The sequence below is a fragment of the Azospirillaceae bacterium genome, from assembly GCA_028283825.1.
Classification (GTDB): Bacteria; Pseudomonadota; Alphaproteobacteria; order Azospirillales; family Azospirillaceae; genus Nitrospirillum.
In genome coordinates, this window is sequence record JAPWJW010000003.1 from 1,032,202 (window position 1) to 1,048,382 (window position 16,181).

Here is a 16,181-nt window from a genome sequence, read left to right on the forward strand (position 1 = left end):
AACATCACCGCCGGCCTGGCGACCCCGGCCGCGGGCGAGACCCTGTCGGTGGTGATCAGCGGCGTGCCCACCGGCGCCACCCTGTCCGCCGGCACCGACAACCATGACGGTACCTGGACCCTGACCGGCGTGCAGCTGACCGGCCTGACCATCACCCCGCCCGCCGACTATAGCGGCACCATCAATCTGGGCGTCACGGCGCACGCCGACGTCAACGGCACCGACGCGGCGGTCAGCGCCGGCGTGGCGGTGACCGTCCTGCCCGTCGCCGACATCCCCAACCTGGTGGTCCTGCCCGTCGTGGGCCTGGAAGACCAGCCCGTCGCCCTCACCATCGCCGCCAGCCTGGCCGCCCCCGTGGCGGGGTGAGGCCCTGTCCGTCACCGTCGCGGGATTGCCGGCCGGCGCCACCTTGTCCGCCGGCACGCACAACGCCGACGGCACCTGGACACTGACCGGCGCCCAGCTGACCGGCCTGACCCTGACCCCGCCCGCCGATTACAGCGGCACCCTGAACCTGACCGTCACCGCCCATGCCGACGTCAATGGCACCGACGCGGCGATCAGCGCCAACGTCGCCGTCACCGTCCTGCCCGTCGCCGACATCCCCAACCTGGTCGTGCTGCCCGTGGTGGGCCTGGAAGACCAGCCCATCGCCCTCAACATCACCGCTGGCCTGGCCGCACCCGTGGCGGGTGAGACCCTGTCCGTCACCATTGCCGGATTGCCGGCCGGCGCCACCCTGTCGACCGGCACCCACAACGCCGACGGCACCTGGACACTGACCAGCGCGCAGCTGACCGGCGTCACCCTGACGCCGGCGGCCGATTACCACGGCACGCTGAACCTGACGGTCACCGCCCATTGCCGACATCAACGGCACCGACGCATCGACCAGCGCCAACGTCGCCGTCACCGTCCTGCCCGTGGCGGATATCCCCAACCTGGTGGTCCTGCCCGTCGTCGGGCTGGAGGACCAGCCCATCGCCCTGACCATCACCGCCGGCATCGCCACGCCCGCGGTGGGTGAGACATTGTCGGTGGTGGTGGGCGGCCTGCCCGCCGGTGCCACCCTGTCCGCCGGCACCCACAATGCCGACGGTACCTGGACCCTGACCGGCGCCCAGCTCACCGGCCTCACCCTGACCCCGCCGGCCGATTACCACGGCACGCTGAACCTGTCCGTCACGGCGCATGTCGACGTGAATGGGACGGAGGCTTCGGTGGGGGCCAGCCTGGCGGTCACCGTCGTGCCGGTGGCCGACATCCCCAACCTGGCCGTCCTGCCCGTCGTGGGCCTGGAAGACCAGCCCATCGCCCTGAACATCGCGGCCGGCATCCCCACCCCGGCGGTGGGTGAGACGCTGACCGTCACCGTCAGCGGCGTGCCGACCGGCGCCACCCTGTCCGCCGGCACCGACAACCATGACGGCACCTGGACGCTGACCGGCGCACAGTTGTCCGGCCTGACCCTGACCCCGGCACACGATTATCACGGCACCCTGACCCTGGGCGTCACCGCCCAGACCGACCTGGCGGGTGTCAGCGCCACCACCAACGCCAGCCTGTCGGTGACAGTGGTGCCGGTGGCGGACGTGCCCACCCTGACCGTCCTGCCCGTCGTGGGCCTGGAACATCAGCCCATCGCCCTGACCATCGCCGCCGGTATCCCCACCCCGGCGGTGGGCGAGACCCTGTCCGTGGTCGTCAGCGGCGTACCGACCGGTGCCACCCTGTCCGCCGGTACCGACAACCACGACGGTACCTGGACCCTCACCGGGGCCCAACTCACCGGCCTGACCCTTACCCCGCCCGCTGATTACAGCGGCACCCTGAACCTGGGCATCACCGCCCATGCCGACGTGGCGGGTTCCACCGCCGACATCAGCGCCAACCTGGCCGTCACCGTCCTGCCCGTCGCCGACATCCCCAACCTGGCCGTCCTGCCCGTCGTCGGCCTGGAAGACCAGCCCATCGCCTTGAGCATCGCCGCCGGCCTGCCCACCCCGGTGGCGGGTGAGACCCTGTCGGTGGTGGTCAGCGGCGTGCCGGCCGGCGCCAGCCTGTCCGCCGGCACCCACAATGCCGACGGCACATGGACGCTGACGGGCGCCCAACTGACCGGCCTGACCCTGACACCGGTGCACGACTACAACGGCACGCTGAACCTGACCGTCACCGCCCATGCCGGCCTGAACGGCACCGACGCGGTCGCCAGCGCCAATCTGGCCGTCACCGTCCTGCCCGTCGCCGATATCCCGACCCTGGCGGTCCTGCCCGCCGTCGGCCTGGAAGACCAGCCCATCGCCTTGAGCATCGGTGCTGGCCTGGTGAGCCCGGCGGTGGGTGAGACCCTGTCCCTGGTGGGTCAGCGGCCTGCCGGCGGGCGCCATCCTGTCCGCCGGTACCGACAATCATGACGGGACCTGGACCCTGACCGGTGCCCAGTTGACCGGCCTGACCCTGACGCCGCCCCCGGACTACAACGGCACCATCAACCTGGCCGTCACCGCCCACGCCGACGTCAACGGCACCGATGCCACCATCAGCGCCAACTTGGCCGTCACCGTCCTGCCCGTCGCCGACATCCCCAATCTGGTGGTCCTGCCCGTCGTGGGCCTGGAACACCAGCCGGTGGCCCTCAACATCTCCGCCGGCCTGGTGAACCCTGCCGTGGGCGAAGCCCTGATGCTGATCGTCAGCGGCCTGCCCACCGGCGCCACCCTGTCCGCGGGCACCCATAATTCCGACGGCACCTGGAGCGTGACCGGCGCCCAGTTGTCCGGCCTGACCCTGACCCCGCCCGCCAGCTACAGCGGGACCCTGAACCTGACCGTCACCGCCCATGCCGACGTCAACGGGACGGCATGCGGCCATCAGCGCCAACCTGGGCGTCACCGTCCTGCCCGTCGCCGACATCCCCAACCTGGTGGTCCTGCCCGTCGTGGGGCTGGAGAACCAGCCGCTGGCCCTGAACCTCAGTGCCGCCCTGGCGACGCCGGTGGCGGGTGAAACCCTGTCGGTGGTGGTCAGCGGCCTGCCCGCAGGATCCAGCCTGTCCGCCGGTACCCACAACGCCGACGGCACCTGGACCCTGACGGCCGCCCAGCTGTCCGGCCTCAGCATCACCCCGCCGCATGATTACAGCGGCACGCTGAACCTGACCGTTACCGCCCATGCCGGCCTGAACGGCACGGATGCGACCGCCAGCGCCAACCTGAGCGTCACCGTCCTGCAGGTGGCCGATATCCCGACCGTCGCCGTCCTGCCCGCCGTGGGCCTGGAAAACCAGCCCATCGCCCTCAGCCTCTCCGCCGGCCTGGCCGCCCCAATCGTCGGTGAGACCCTGTCGGTGGTGGTCAGCGGCCTGCCCACCGGCGCCACCCTGTCCGCCGGCACCCACAATTCCGACGGCACCTGGACCCTGACCGGCGCCCAGCTGTCGGGCCTCAGCATCACCCCGCCCGCCAACTATCATGGCACCCTGAACCTGACCGTCACCGCGCACGCCGGCCTCAACGGCACCGATGCCACCGCCAGCGCCAACCTGGCCGTCAATGTCCTGCAGATCGCCGACATCCCCACCGTGGCCGTCCTGCCCGCCATCGGCCTGGAAAATCAGCCCATTGCCCTCAGCCTCTCCGCCGGCCTCGCCGCGCCCGTGGTGGGTGAGACCCTGTCGGTGGTGGTCAGCGGCCTGCCCACCGGCGCCACCCTGTCCGCCGGCACGCATAACGCTGACGGCACCTGGACCCTCACCGGCGCCCAGTTGACGGGCCTCAGCATCACACCGCCGACCAACTACCACGGCACGCTGAACCTGACGGTCACCGCCCACGCCGGCCTCAACGGCACCGATGCCACCGCCAGCGCCAACCTGGCCGTCAACGTCCTGCAAGTGGCCGACATTCCCACCGTCGCCGTCCTGCCCGCCGTGGGCTTGGAGAACCAGCCCATCGCCCTCAGCCTTTCCGCCGGCCTCGCGGCCCCGGTGGCGGGCGAGACCTTGTCGGTGGTGGTCAGCGGCCTGCCCACCGGCGCCACCCTGTCCGCCGGCACGCATAATGCTGACGGCACCTGGACCCTCACCGGCGCCCAATTGTCCGGCCTGACCGTCACGCCGCCGACCAACTATCACGGCACCTTGAACCTGACCGTCACGGCGCATGCCGGCCTGAACGGCACCGACGCCGCGGCCAGCGCCAACCTGGCCGTCAACGTCCTGCAGATCGCCGACATTCCCACCGTGGCCGTCCTGCCCGCCGTCGGCCTGGAGAACCAGCCCATCGCCCTCAGTCTCTCCGCCGGCCTCGCCGCACCCGTGGTGGGTGAGACCCTGTCGGTGGTGGTCAGCGGCGTGCCCGCAGGATCCACCCTGTCCGCCGGCACCCACAATGCCGACGGCACCTGGACCCTCACCGGCGCCCAGTTGACGGGCCTCAGCATCACGCCGCCCGCCAACTACCACGGCACCCTGAACCTGACCGTCACCGCCCACGCCGGCCTCAACGGCACGGATGCCACCGCCAGCGCCAACCTGGCCGTCAACGTCCTGCAGATCGCCGACATTCCCACCGTGGCCGTCCTGCCGGCCGTCGGCCTGGAAAACCAGCCCATTGCCCTCAGCCTCTCCGCCGGTCTGGCCGCGCCCGTGGTGGGTGAGACCCTGTCGGTGGTGGTCAGCGGCCTGCCCACCGGCGCCACCCTGTCCGCCGGTACCCACAACGCCGACGGCACCTGGACCCTCACCAGCGCCCAATTGTCCGGCCTGACCGTCACCCCGCCGACCAACTACCACGGGACCTTGAACCTGACCGTCACGGCGCATGCCGGCCTCAACGGCACCGATGCCGCGGCCAGCGCCAACCTGGCGGTCAACGTCCTGCAAATCGCCGACATTCCCACCGTGGCCGTCCTGCCGGCCGTCGGCCTGGAAAACCAGCCCATCGCCCTCAGCCTCTCCGCCGGCCTGGCCGCGCCCGTGGTGGGTGAGACCCTGTCGGTGGTGGTCAGCGGCGTGCCCACCGGCGCCACCCTGTCCGCCGGCACCCACAACGCCGACGGCACCTGGACCCTCACCGGCGCCCAGTTGACGGGCCTCAGCATCACGCCGCCCGCCAACTACCACGGCATGCTGAACCTGACCGTCACCGCGCACGCCGGCCTCAACGGCACGGATGCCACCGCCAGCGCCAACCTGGCGGTCAACGTCCTGCAAATCGCCGACATTCCCACCGTGGCCGTCCTGCCGGCCGTCGGCCTGGAAAACCAGCCCATCGCCCTCAGCCTCTCCGCCGGCCTGGCCGCGCCCGTGGTGGGTGAGACCCTGTCCGTGGTGGTCAGCGGGGTACCCACCGGTGCCACCCTGTCCGCCGGCACCCACAATGCCGACGGCACATGGACCCTCACCGGCGCCCAGCTGTCGGGCCTGACCATCACCCCGCCGGCCAACTATTACGGCACCCTCAACCTGAGCGTCACCGCCCACGCCGGCCTGAACGGCACCGATGCGGCCGCGAGCGCCAACCTGAGCGTCAACGTCCTGCAGGTGGCCGATATCCCGACCGTGGCGGCATTGCCCGCCGTCGGCCTGGAGAACCAGCCCATCGCCCTCAGCCTCTCCGCCGGCTTGGCCGCGCCCGTGGTGGGTGAGACCCTGTCGGTGGTGGTCAGCGGGGTGCCCACCGGCGCCACCCTGTCCGCCGGCACCCACAATGCCGACGGCACCTGGACACTGACCGGTGCCCAGTTGTCCGGCCTGACCCTCACCCCGGCCGCCAACTACCACGGGACGCTGAACCTGACGGTCACCGCCCACGCCGGCCTCAACGGCACCGACGCCACGGCCAGCACCAGCCTGGCGGTCAACGTCCTGCAGATCGCCGACGTGCCCACCCTGGCCGTCCTGCCCGCCCTGGGCCAGGAAGACCACGCCATCGCCCTGAACATCACCGCCGGCCTGGCGACCCCGGTAGCGGGTGAGACCCTGTCGGTGGTGGTCAGCGGCGTGCCGACGGGCGCCACCCTGTCGGCAGGTACCCACAACGCCGACGGCACCTGGACCCTGACCAGCGCCCAACTGACCGGCCTGACCCTCACCCCGGCCGCCAACTACAGCGGCACCATCAACCTGGGCGTCACCGCCCACGCCGGCCTGAACGGAACCGACGCCACCGCCAGCACCAGCCTGGCCGTCGTCGTCACGCCGGTGGCCGACGCCCCCGGCCTGCTGCTGGCCCCGGCCCTGGGCCTGGAGAACCAGCCCATCACGCTGAACCTGGCCTCCACCCTGACCAGCCCCGCCGTCGGCGAGACCCTGTCCGTCATCATCAGCGGCGTGCCCACCGGCGCCACCCTGTCCGCCGGTAATCCACAACGCCGACGGCAGCTGGACCCTGACCGGCGCGCAGTTGACCGGCCTGACCATCACCCCGCCCACCAACTACAGCGGCACCATCAACCTGTCGGTTGACGCCCATGCGGCGGTGGCCGGCACCAGCGCCGACACCACCGGCAGCCTGGCCGTCACCGTCCTGCCCATGACCCTAGCCCCGACGCTGGCGGTTGCGGCCGCCGTGGGTCTGGAGGACCAGCCCATCGCGCTGACCATCTCCAGCGCCCTGGTGGCACCGGTGGCGGGTGAGACGCTGTCCGTGGTCCTCAGCGGCGTGCCCGTCGGCGCCACCCTGTCCGCCGGCACCCACAATTCCGACGGCACTTGGACGCTGACCGGCGCCCAGTTGAGCGGCCTGACCCTGACCGCGCCCAGCAACTACAGCGGCACGCTGTCCCTGGGCGTCACCGCCCATGCCACGCTGGGCTCGGTGGAAAGCACCACCTCCACCACCCTGCCGGTGACGGTCACAGCCGTGGCCGACACGCCGCAACTGGCGGTGCTGCCGGCCAACGGCCTGGAAGACCAGCCCATCGCGCTGAACATCATGGGCCGCCTGACCGATACGGACGGGTCGGAGATCATGACCGTGGTGGTCGGCGGCCTGCCCATCGGCGCCACCCTGAACCACGGCGTCCTGCAGGCCAACGGCAGCTACCTCCTGACCCCGGCGCAACTGTCCGGCCTGACCGTCACGCCGCCCGCCAACTACAGCGGCAGCTTCAACCTGACGGTCACGGCGCATGCGACGGAGACCAGCAACCTCAACGACGCCGCCACCAGCCTGACGCTGCCGGTGACGGTGGCCGGTGTGGCCGACACCCCGCTGCTGGTGCTGACCCCGGCCGTGGGCCTGGCCAACGCCGCGGTACCCCTGGTCATCGCCCCCACCCTGACCGACACCGACGGGTCGGAACAGCTGTCGGTCACCGTGTCCGGCGTGCCCGCCGGTGCCACCCTGAACCACGGCCAGCTGACATCGGTGGCGGCCAATGGCACCAGCGTGTGGTCGCTGTCGTCCAGCGACCTGACCGGCCTGACCATGACACCGGCGCACAACTACAGCGGCACCACCAGCCTGACCGTCAGCGCCATCGCCACCGAAACCGGCAGCACCGCCAGCATCAGCGGCACCCTGGGCGTCACCGTCCTGGGCACCCTGGGCGTGCCCAACCTGACGCACAGCGACCTGACGGTCACCCTGGGCGCGGCGGTCGGCGTGCAGGGGGCCGCCACCGCGCTGGACCTGACCACCGGCCTGCAAGCCAGCGTCTCGTTGGGCGACGTCAACAGCGTCGTCGTCAGCGGCCTGCCCACCGGCGCCACCCTGAACCACGGCATCCTGCAGGCCGACGGCAGTTACCTGCTGACCCCAGCACAGCTGTCGGGCCTGACCGTCGCCACCCCGTCCACCTACGCCGGCGCCTTCAACCTCAACGTCTCCTACGGCGTCGGGGCGGGCAGCGCTGCGGAAACCGTGGGCGGCACCGTGGGCGTGCAGGTCGCGGCCGTGGCCAGCGTCGGCTCCGTCGTCGCCACGGGCATCGCCGGCCTCTACCATGCCGCCATCAGCCTGCCCATCGTGGGTTCGCTGCTCGACACGGTGGGGACGCAGCAGCAGTCCTACATCATCGGCGGTGTGCCCAACGGCGCCCACCTGTCGGCCGGCATCAACAACGGCGACGGCACCTGGACCGTGCTGCCCAGCCAGATCACCGGCCTGACCGTCACCCCGCCCATCAGCTACAGCGGCACCATGAACCTGACGGTGACCGAGGTGGCGCGCGACGCCGACGGCTCCGTCGCCGTGTCGGCCACCCAGCCGCTGGCGGTGTCGGTCGCCGCCCAGGTGATCGGCGCCGTCACCACCCTGCTGGGCACCGAGGACACCTCCCTCAACCTGGGCAGCAGCCTGCTCAGCCTCAACCTGGGCAGCGTGCTCAGCGTCACTATCGGCGGCGTGCCCGCCGGCGCCACCCTGTCGGGCGGCAGCAAGAACGCCGACGGCACTTGGTCGGTGTCCACCGGCCTGCTGAGCAGCCTGAAGCTGATCCCCGCCGCCAACGTCGCCAGCGACTTCCAGCTGACGGTCACCGGCAAAATCCTGGGCATCACCACCCAGCTCGGCCTGTACAACGTCCACATCGAAGGCGTGGCCGACACGCCGACCCTGACGGCCAGCGCCCCCACCAGTGTGGTGGAGAATCACAGCATCCCGCTGACCATCACGGGTGCGCTGACCGACACCGACGGGTCGGAAACCCTGTCCTATGCCATCAAGGGCCTGCCGGCGGGCGCCACCCTCTCTGCCGGCCACTACAACCCCCAGACCGGCGATTGGGACCTGAAGGCCTCGGAAGTCGCCAACCTGACGGTGACGCCGCCCACCAATTACAGCGGCACCCTGAACATGCAGGTGGTGGCCATCTCTTCCGAACTGGGGGGCAACTACACCAGCACCAGCCAGGCCGTGTCGGTGACCGTCACCCCGGTCACCCAGTCGCCGATCCTGACCATCACGCCATCGACGGGGGCGGAGCATACCCCCATCACCCTGAACGTCGGCGCCGCACTGGGCGACACCGACGGGTCGGAACACTTCACCACCATCCTGATCTCCGGCGTGCCCACCGGCGCCACGCTGAACCACGGCACCAACCTGGGCAACGGCGTCTATTCCCTGAGTACCGCCGACCTGACCGGCCTGACGGTGACGCCGCCCACGGGTTACAGCGGCACGCTGAACCTGACGGTCGCCGCCACGGCGCAGGACGGCACGGCGGCGACGGCCACCACCACCGGCACGATCGCGGTGACGGTGACGGCCGTGGCCGACACGCCCACCCTGACCCTGCCGTCCGCGACGGTGGCGGCGACGGCCGGGGCCGCGACGGCGCTGAACATCGGCAGCGCGCTGGTCGATACCGACGGGTCGGAGCATCTGTCGGTCATCGTCGGCAACGTGCCCACGGGGGCGGTCCTTTCCGCCGGCCTGAACAACGGCGACGGCACCTGGACCCTGACGTCCGCCCAACTGACCGGGCTGAAGATCACCCTGCCCAGCACGGCGACGGGCGACGTCAACCTGTCGGTCACCAGCCGCAGCATTGAGGTCAGCGACGGCAGTACGGCGCAGGCGACGGGCAGCGTGACGCTGCACGTGACGCCGGCCGCCGCCGGTATCCACCTGGCCACGCTGGACGCGGTGACGAACGAGGACACGGCCGTCGCCTTGAACGTGGGTGTCTCCACCGACAATCTGGCCGCGGGCGGCACCGTCGCGGTCACCATCACCGGCCTGCCCAGCGACGCCACGCTGAACCACGGCACCCACAACGCCGACGGCAGCTGGACGCTGACCACCGATGACCTGGCGGGCCTGACCCTGACCCCCGGCCATGACAACGCCAGCGCCATCACGGCCCATGTCACCGCCACGGCCACCACCAACGCCGGCGTGGTGTCCACCACCACCAGCGACCTGCACGTCGGCGTCACCGCCGTGGCGGATGCCCCGACGCTGCACGTCACCGACACCAGTGGAACCAACGCCGCCCCCATCGCCTTGAACATCCAGTCGGCCCTGACGGACACTGACGGGTCGGAGAACCTGCAGGTGACGGTCGCCGGCGTACCGGTGGGCGCCACCCTGTCGGCCGGCACGGACAACCACGACGGCACCTGGACCCTGCAGTCCACCGACCTGTCCCATGTCTCGCTGGTGCCGGGCGCCGGCGAGGCGGCGGGCACGGTCAACCTGGCGGTCACGGCGACCTCGCAGGAAGCCAACGGATCGACCGCCAGCACCACCGCCACCCTGCATGTGGGGGTGGCCGACAGCCACACCCTGCCCACCGACGGCCTGCTGGCCCCGACCCTGAGCCTGACGGCGGTGGGTAGCCAAACGGTGTCTCATGCGGTTGTATCGCTTGACCCGCTTGCCTTCCATACCGGCGACAGCCTATCGTTGTCGGGATTGCAGTTGGAGACCACTGCGGATGGTCGCACGATGATCGGAAGCACCAACATTGAGGTGGTCGGCGGCGGATTTGACTCCGTCCATCACAGCCTCACGCTCAGCGGTGACGCGTCCGCCAGCACTTATCAGTCGGTGTTGCAGGCCCTGAACCTGAACGCCGGCGCCGACAACGGCACCCGGTCCATCAGCATCGACCTGTACGACCAGGGCGGTTCGCACATGGCGCTGGGCCACTTCGACCTCAGCCACACGGTGGGTACGGTGGGCGACACGCTGTCGGCCCTCAGCAGCACCTTCACCGCCGCACTGGACACGTCGCTGACCAGCACTACCTCGTCTACGGACACCACCGTGGCCGATCCCTTCGCCCACGACAGCGGGACCACGCTGGACAACAGCCTGCTGCACCACGACACCACTGTTCACACTGGGTTATGATATGCAGGAAACACCACGCGTCCTAATCGTCGACGACGATCCGGTCATGCGGGACCTGGTCAGCGTCATCACCATGGCCCAGGGCTTTGACGTCATGCAGGCCAGCGACGGGGCGGAAGGGTTGTCCATCATCCGCAGCATGCCCCAGGTCGACATGGTGATCAGCGACTGGGAAATGCCGTTCATGGACGGTGTGGAGTTCTGTCGCCAAATCCGGGCCATGCACCTGCCCAAATACATCCACGTCCTGCTGCTGACCGCGCGTCAGCGGCAGGCCGACTTCCTGGCGGCGATGGAGGCCGGGGCCGACGACTTCCTGAGCAAGCCCTTCAATCCGGCCATGTTCTCCTCCCGCCTGGGCGTGACCAAGCGCCTGCTGGCCCTGCAGAACCGCCTGATGCAGAACAACGACCTGCTGACCCGCACCAATGAGCGCCTGACGGAGGCCTACAACAAGCTGCAGGAGGACGTGGACGCCGCGGCCCGCGCCCAGCGCCGCCTGCTGCCGGAGCCGTTGAAGACCGTGGGCCGGGCGCAGTTCGCCTCCTGCCTGGTGCCGTCGGCCAACATCTCCGGCGATATGTACAATTTCTTCGAACTGCCGGACGGGTCCATCGGCTTCTACATGGTGGACGTGGCGGGCCACGGCGCCCGCGCCGCCCTGATGTCGGTGACCCTGAACCGCATCCTGACGGCGGACGCCTTCATCTACAGCGATGCGCGCCAGCAGATCATGCAGCCGCACGCGCCCCGGTCCCTGGTCTCCGAACTGAACCGCCGCTTCGTGCCGGACGCGGAGATCGTGGACTATTTCACCATGATCTGCGGCGTGCTGGACCAGAATGGCGGGCGGGTGCGTTTCTGTCAGGCGGGCCACCCCCATCCAGTCGTGGTACCCCGAAACGAAGCCCCCTTCCCCGTGGGCTCAGGTGGTTTTCCGGTGGGCCTTGTGGACGGCATGGACTACGATGACACCGTGGTTCCCCTGTCCCCTGGGACACGGGTGGTGCTGCATTCCGACGGCGTCACAGAATGCGCCTCACCGGACGGGGAACAGTACGGGGAAACCAGACTGCATAAATTGCTCGACGAAATGCGTGACCTACCCATCGACCGGATCAGCGACGTGGTGCGCGAAGATCTTTACGCTTGGCGCGGCGGTGGCGGTTTCGACGATGATGTGAGCGTACTGGCATTTGAAATAAATAGTTGAGGAAGCAGCTGCATGCTTACCATCACGCAGGCCAATGGTACGACCGTCCTGACCATCGACGCGGGTCGATTGGACGCCGCCGTCGCGGTCCGTTTCAAGGAGGCTTTCCTGGCGCTGGAAATCCCCCCGGGGCCGGTCCTGATCGACATGACGGGGGTCAGCTTCATCGACTCCAGCGGCCTGGGCGCCCTGATCTCCATCGTCAAGCACCTGAAGCTGCCGGACCGCCCGGGTATTTGCGGCCTGCAACCCTCGGTGAAGACCATGTTCTCGCTGACCCGCATGGATCGCGTCTTCTCGATCTACCCGGACGCCGCCACGGCGTTGGCCACCCCCGCCCAGTGAGCCGCTGTCGATGGAGGCCGGATCGATCATCTACGTCTCGATCCGGAGCCGGCTGGAAGATGTCGGCTTCTTGACGGATCTGTTGATCGCCGCCGCCAATGAGGTGGTGGCGGGTGACTGGATCCTGCTGGAAATCGGCCTGGCGGAGGTGGTCAACAACGCCATCGAATACGCCTGCGCCGGCATGGCCGACGGCTATGTCACCCTGCGTGCCCTGATCGACGATGGCACCCTGACGGTGGATATCGAGGATAACGGCACCCCCCTTCCGGCGGACACACAGTCGAAGTTCGACAACGCCGGGGACATGAGTGACGTCATGGCCCTGTCCGGCCGGGGGTATTCGCTGGTGCGCCAGTGCTTTTCCGACGCCTGGTTCCGGCATGAGGCCGGCATCAACCGCGTCACCCTGTCCTATCCCCTGAACCAGGACGCCATGGCGTTTTGATCGGGTCTACCCCGCCCCCATGCCACGCGCGAAGTCGATGAAGGCGCGCAGGACGGCCGGCAGTTGCCGGCGGCTGGGGTAATAAAGGAAGAAACCCGGGTAATACGGGCACCAGTCCGCCAAAACCCGCACCAATCGCCCCTCCGCCAGCAGGGGCACCACCCGCACATCGAAAACATACGCCAGGCCGGTGCCGGCCAGGGCCGCGTCCACCATCAGGTCGTGGTCGCTGAGCGTCAGGGGGCCATCGACCTCCACCTCCACCGCTTCGCCGCCGCGCTCGAACTCCCACCGGTACAGCGCGCCGCTGAGGAAGCGGAAACGGACGCAGGGTAGGCCGCGCAGGTCATGTGGAGTCGCTGGCACGGGATGGCGCTGGAAATAGTCCGGGGTCCCCACCACGGCAAAGCGTTGCCGCGGCCCGATGGGCACGGCGATCATGTCCGCCGCGATGCTTTCGCCGAACCGCACACCGGCGTCAAACCCACCTGACACCACATCCACCAGCGTATCGTCCGCCACCAGGTCCACCCGCACGTCGGGGTAGGCCGCCAGGAAGCGCGTAACGATGGGCAGCAGCACCAGCCGCGCCGCCGCCTGCGGCGCGTTCAGGCGCAGGGTGCCGGCGGGCGCGCCGCGCAGGCTGTTCAAATCCTCAATGGCGTCATGGATGTCCAGGAAGGCCGGGCGGATACGGGCATACAGCCGTTCCCCCGCCTCCGTCAGGCCGACGCTGCGCGTGGTGCGGTTCACCAGCCGCAGGTCCAGCCGTTCCTCGATGGCGCGCAGGGCGTGGCTGAGCGCCGAGGGGGTGACACCCAGTTCCATCGCCGCCTTACGGAAGCTGCGATGGGTGGCGATGGCCAGGAAGACGGCCAGGTCGGCGGGATCGATGCGCTTCATGATTCATTATTGATGAGATCATCTCATCAACTCAACGCAAATCCATCGGATTAATTCACCGGCCGGGCGGCGTTAGCTTTCCTTCATCGCCAGCGACGACGGACGCCGCGGCCCATCGAATAAGGAGAGCATCATGCGTGTCTGGTTCATCACCGGGGCATCCCGCGGTTTCGGCGCCCTGATCACCCGGGAGGCCCTGGCCGCCGGCGACGCCGTCGTCGCCACCGCCCGCGATCCCGCCACCATTACAGCCCGCCTGGGCACCCACCCCAACCTTCTGCCCGTGGCCCTGGACGTGACGAACGAGGATCAGGCCCATGCGGCTGTCGCCACCGCGATCAAGGCATTCGGCCGCATCGACATCCTGGTGAACAACGCCGGCTACGGCCTGCTGGGCGGGGTGGAGGAGTCCAGCGGGGCGGAGGTGGAGCGCCTGTTCGCCACCAACGTCTTCGGCCTGCTGGCCGTGACCCGCGCCGTGCTGCCGCACATGCGCCGTCAGCGCAGCGGCCACGTCATCAACCTGTCCTCCCTGGGCGGGTATCAGTCCCACGTCGGCTGGGGCGCCTATTGCGCCACCAAGTTCGCGGTGGAGGGCCTGACGGAAGCGCTGGCCCAGGAACTGGCACCGCTGGGCATCCACGCCACGGTGGTGGAACCCGGCTTCTTCCGCACCGACTTCCTGGACGACCAGTCGCTGGCCCGCACGGCGGCCCACATCGACGACTATCACGCCACGGTGGGGGAGATGCGCACCTTCGCCGCTGGCGCCAACCATGCCCAGCCGGGCGATCCGGCCAAGCTGGCGCAGGCCTTCATGGCCCTGGTCAACGCGCCCAAGCCCCCGCTGCGCCTGCCATTGGGTAGCGACACGCTGGCGGTGATCGAGACGAAGAACGCCTTTGTCGCCGCCGAAATGGCCGAATGGCGCGCCCTGGCCCTCTCGACGGACTTTGCCGTCGGGGCCTGATCCTGAAAACGGAGCGGGCGGCCCCCAAAGCCGCCCGCCCTCTTCCCCGCTTTTGAAACCTGCCCCCGCTTACGCGGCCCCCCTGGCCGCCTTGGCGGCGGTGAAGCGGTTGAGCGGCACGTCCAGGCCCAGGCTTTCGCGGAAGGTCGTGCCCTCATACTGCGTGCGCAGCAGACCGCGCGCCTGAAGGATGGGCACCACCGTGTCCACGAACGCATCCAACTGCCCGGGCAGGGCTTCGAAGAAGTTGAAACCGTCGGCCGCCCCGGTCTCCAGCCAATGCTGGAACTTGTCGGCGATCTGTTCCGGCGTGCCGACGAAGTTGCCGCGCGGTGTCGCGAAGCGCTGGGCCACCTGGCGCAGGGTGAGATTGTCGCGCTTGGCCGCGTCGATGATCTTCAGCACGCTGCTCTGGTTGCTGTTGAACGCGTCGGGACCCACCTCCGGGAAAGGGGCGTCCAGGTCGTATTGGCTGAAGTCATGGTCGTTGAAGGGGCGGCCCAGCATGGACAGGGCGTTCTCGATGGACACCAGGTTGGCCAGTTCCTGATATTTGGCCTCGGCCTCCGCCTCGGTGGCGCCCACCACCGGCGCCACGCCGGGCAGGATGAATACCTGGTCCGGGTCGCGGCCGAAGCCGGCGGCGCGCGCCTTCACGTCGCGGTAATAGGCCCGCGCCTCGTCGATATCGTCCTGGCCGACGAAAATGGCGTCGGCATGTCTGGCGGCGAAGTTCTTGCCGTCCTCCGACGCGCCGGCCTGGAAGATCACCGGCTGCCCCTGGGGGGAACGGGCGATGTTCAGCGGCCCCCGCACCTGGAAGAACTCACCCTTGTGGTCCAGGGTGTTCAGCTTGGTGGGGTCGAAGAAGACGCCGCTGTCCTTGTCATGGACCAGGGCGTCATCCTCCCAGCTGTCCCACAGGCCCTTCACCACGTCCAGGTACTCCGCCGCCAGGCGATAGCGCTGGTCATGGGCCAGGTGCTGGGCCTTGCTGTAGTTGGCGGCACTGCCCTCCAGCCAGCTGGTCACCACGTTCCATCCCGCCCGGCCACCGCTGATGTGATCCAGCGAAGCGAACTGGCGGGCGACGTTGTAGGGTTCGCTGTAACTGACGGTCAGCGTGCCCACCAGGCCGATATGGTCGGTGGCGCCGGCCAGCGCCGACAGGATGGTCAGCGGTTCGAACCGGTTCAGGTAATGCGGGCTGGACTTCTCGGTGATGTAGACGCTGTCGGCCACGAACAGGAAGTCGAAGCGTCCCTTCTCCGCCAACTGCGCCTGGCGCTTGTAGAAGGCGAAGTTGGTGCTGGCGTTGGGCACGGCATCGGGGTGGCGCCAATCGCCCCAGGTACGCCCCACGCCGTGCAGGATGAAGCCCAGTTTCAGTTGTTTGCCCGCACCCATCATCGCCTCCAAAGCTGTCGAGGCGGGCAGCATCGGGCGCGGGGCGGCGCCAAACAAACGAGTCTTCCCAATGAGATTGTTGAG

General features: G+C 69.2%; 10 protein-coding genes. 8 read left to right on the forward strand and 2 right to left on the reverse strand.

Features of this window, described 5'->3' with window-relative positions:
- The first annotated feature begins 412 nt into the window (after positions 1-412).
- The 7 genes from PW843_16650 (at position 413) to PW843_16680 (ending at position 12,817) form a co-directional block, all read left to right on the forward strand.
- Positions 413-1,030, forward strand: a complete 618-nt coding sequence (locus PW843_16650) for a hypothetical protein (protein MDE1148229.1) — start codon at positions 413-415, stop codon at positions 1,028-1,030.
- A complete protein-coding gene (locus PW843_16655) occupies positions 948-2,420 on the forward strand; it encodes a hypothetical protein (protein MDE1148230.1) in 1,473 nt (490 codons plus the stop codon). The genes PW843_16650 and PW843_16655 overlap by 83 nt, the downstream gene beginning before the upstream one ends.
- Before the next feature lie 425 nt (positions 2,421-2,845).
- On the forward strand, positions 2,846-6,472 hold the full coding sequence (locus PW843_16660) for a hypothetical protein (GenBank protein ID MDE1148231.1): 3,627 nt from the start codon (positions 2,846-2,848) through the stop codon (positions 6,470-6,472).
- Positions 6,411-10,811 (forward strand): hypothetical protein, encoded by a 4,401-nt coding sequence (locus tag PW843_16665; GenBank protein ID MDE1148232.1) that lies wholly within the window; start codon positions 6,411-6,413, stop codon positions 10,809-10,811. Before PW843_16660 ends, PW843_16665 begins: the two co-directional genes overlap by 62 nt.
- A 1-nt stretch (position 10,812) precedes the next feature.
- Positions 10,813-12,024, forward strand: coding sequence for a SpoIIE family protein phosphatase (locus PW843_16670; protein MDE1148233.1), 1,212 nt, complete (start codon positions 10,813-10,815; stop codon positions 12,022-12,024).
- Between the two features lie 12 nt (positions 12,025-12,036).
- Positions 12,037-12,369 (forward strand): STAS domain-containing protein, encoded by a 333-nt coding sequence (locus tag PW843_16675; protein MDE1148234.1) that lies wholly within the window; start codon positions 12,037-12,039, stop codon positions 12,367-12,369.
- Positions 12,370-12,439: 70 nt separating this feature from the next.
- Positions 12,440-12,817: an ATP-binding protein gene (locus PW843_16680; protein MDE1148235.1), complete on the forward strand. Its 378-nt coding sequence runs from the start codon at positions 12,440-12,442 to the stop codon at positions 12,815-12,817.
- A 6-nt stretch (positions 12,818-12,823) separates the two neighbouring features.
- Here the strand turns inward: PW843_16680 and PW843_16685 are convergent, their stop codons facing one another.
- Entirely contained in the window at positions 12,824-13,720 is an 897-nt protein-coding gene (locus tag PW843_16685) for a LysR family transcriptional regulator (protein ID MDE1148236.1), read from the reverse strand.
- A 133-nt stretch (positions 13,721-13,853) separates the two neighbouring features.
- On the opposite strand from PW843_16685, the gene PW843_16690 reads away from it, so the two are divergent.
- Positions 13,854-14,690: an oxidoreductase gene (locus tag PW843_16690; GenBank protein ID MDE1148237.1), complete on the forward strand. Its 837-nt coding sequence runs from the start codon at positions 13,854-13,856 to the stop codon at positions 14,688-14,690.
- 69 nt (positions 14,691-14,759) lie between these two features.
- Here PW843_16690 and PW843_16695 read toward each other — a convergent pair whose 3' ends face one another.
- A complete protein-coding gene (locus PW843_16695) occupies positions 14,760-16,100 on the reverse strand; it encodes an LLM class flavin-dependent oxidoreductase (protein ID MDE1148238.1) in 1,341 nt (446 codons plus the stop codon).
- Between the last annotated feature and the right edge of the window lie 81 nt (positions 16,101-16,181).

Coding starts and splice junctions, on each gene's coding strand:
- PW843_16660 (MDE1148231.1), top strand. CDS start 2,846: ATGCCGACGTCAACGGGACGGCATGCGGCCATCAGCGCCAACCTGGGC.
- PW843_16690 (MDE1148237.1), top strand. CDS start 13,854: ATGCGTGTCTGGTTCATCACCGGGGCATCCCGCGGTTTCGGCGCCCTG.
- PW843_16685 (MDE1148236.1), bottom strand. CDS start 13,720: ATGAAGCGCATCGATCCCGCCGACCTGGCCGTCTTCCTGGCCATCGCC.
- PW843_16695 (MDE1148238.1), bottom strand. CDS start 16,100: ATGATGGGTGCGGGCAAACAACTGAAACTGGGCTTCATCCTGCACGGC.
- PW843_16670 (MDE1148233.1), top strand. CDS start 10,813: ATGCAGGAAACACCACGCGTCCTAATCGTCGACGACGATCCGGTCATG.
- PW843_16675 (MDE1148234.1), top strand. CDS start 12,037: ATGCTTACCATCACGCAGGCCAATGGTACGACCGTCCTGACCATCGAC.